Consider the following 1921-nt stretch of genomic DNA (forward strand, 5'->3'; position numbering starts at 1 on the left):
CGGGCGGCGGTCCGTCGTTCCGCCCCGGACACGCCGACGGCCCGTCCGCTCCCAGCGAGCGGACGGGCCGTGCGGCAGAAGCCGGCCGTCAGCCGACGTGGACGCGCGGGCGGCGCGAGCGGTCCGGCTCGGCCTCGCGCAGCACCTCGCGGGTGACGGGTGCGACCTCGCCCTGTCCGAACAGGAAGAAGCGCAGGAACTGGGCGAAGGGGCTGCCCTCGGTCCATTCGAAGTAGAGGTGCGGCTGCTGCCCGGTGCGGTCCCGGATGTTGAGCGCCAGCGCGGCGAGCGCGTTCGGGATGCTGGAGCTCTCCAGGGTGAGCACCCGGTAGCGGCCGTGCAGCACCTCGCCGCGTACGGTCAGCTCGGCCTCGAAGTCGGAGGCGTCGCGGACGGTCACCTCGACGAAGACCAGGTCGTCCTCGCCGGGGATGTCGTTGTCGGCGCGGATCTGGTGGATCTTGTCGCGGTACTCGGCGAGGTCCCGGTTGTTCGGCTCGTTGGCGATCAGCCGCAGCGGCCGGTGCGCGTAGTCCCTGATGAATCGTTCCGCCACGTCGTCCAGGGCGACGTTGGTGACCCGCAGCTCGAAGGCGCGGCGCAGCCGGGAGAGCAGCGAGACCAGGATGATCCCGGCGATGAAGCAGGCGCCGATCTTCAGACCGTCCGGCCGCTCCAGGCAGTTCAGCACGGTGGTGTAGAGGAAGATCGCCGCGATCACCCCGAAGGCGACGGTCCAGCCGCGCTCGCGCTTCCGGTACGCGGCGATGGTCACCGCGATGGCGGCAGAGCTGATCAGCACCAGCACGCCGGTCGCGTACGCGCCGCCCTGGGCGTCCACGTCGGCGTCGAAGATCCAGGTGACCAGGAAGCCGACCAGGGTCAGCACGATCACCATCGGCCGCACCGCGCGGGCCCAGTGCGGGGCCATGCCGTAGCGCGGCAGGTAGCGGGGCAGCAGGTTGAGCATGCCCGCCATGGCGGAGGCGCCGGCGAACCAGAGGATCGCGATGGTGGAGAGGTCGTAGACGCTGCCGAAGGCGCCGCCCAGGTACTCGTGGGCCAGGTACGCCAGAGCGCGGCCGTTGGCGTCGCCGCCGGCCTTGAACTGGTCGGCCGGGATGAGCAGCGTGGTGATGAAGCTGGTGGCGATCAGGAAGCAGCTCATGATCACGGCGGCGGTGGTCAGCAGCTTGCGGGTGCCGCGGATCCGGCCGGCCGGGTTCGCCTCGGTGTCGTCGGGGTCGCCCTTGATGTGCGGCATCACGGCGACGCCGGTCTCGAAGCCGGACAGGCCGAGCGCCAGCTTCGGGAAGGTCACCAGGGCCACGCCGACCATGACGATCGGGTTGCCGTGCTGGGCGGTCAGCGCGTCCGTCCAGTCGGTGACCACGTGCGGCGCCGAGACGATCTTCCAGAGGCCGACGGCCACCACGACCACGTTCAGCACCAGGTACGTCCCGACCAGGAACACCGCCAGGCCGATCGCCTCGCTGAAGCCCTTCAGGAAGACCGCGCCGAGCAGGGCCACCAGGACCAGCGTGATCAGCACCTGCTTGCCGCCGAGGAAGCCGGTCAGGTGCGGGTTCTCCACCAGGTGCGCGCTCGCGTCGGCGGCGGACAGCGTGATGGTGATCAGGAAGTCCGTGGCCGCGAAGCCGAGCAGCGCGAGGACGAACAGCTTGCCCTTCCAGAACGACAGCAGCCGCTCCAGCATCGCGATCGAGCCCTCGCCGCGCGGGCTCTCCTTGGCCACCCGCCGGTAGACCGGCAGCGCGCCCAGCAGGGTGACCACCACCAGCACGATGGTGGCGATCGGCGACAGCACGCCCGCGGCCAGGGCGGCGATGCCCGGCTGGTAGCCGAGCGTCGAGAAGTAGTCCAGGCCGGTCAGGCACATCACCCGCCACCAGCGCTGGCC

Annotated in this window: 1 protein-coding gene; it reads right to left on the bottom strand. The window is 70.8% G+C overall.

The window, feature by feature from the left end; all coding sequences use genetic code 11:
- Window positions 1-88: 88 nt before the first annotated feature.
- On the bottom strand, window positions 89-1921 hold a 1833-nt coding region (locus ACFU6K_RS38030), incomplete at its 5' end, for an amino acid transporter (RefSeq protein WP_380671089.1).

Origin of the sequence: Kitasatospora sp. NPDC057512 (assembly GCF_042802135.1) — a bacterium.
Lineage (GTDB): Bacteria > Actinomycetota > Actinomycetes > Streptomycetales > Streptomycetaceae > Kitasatospora.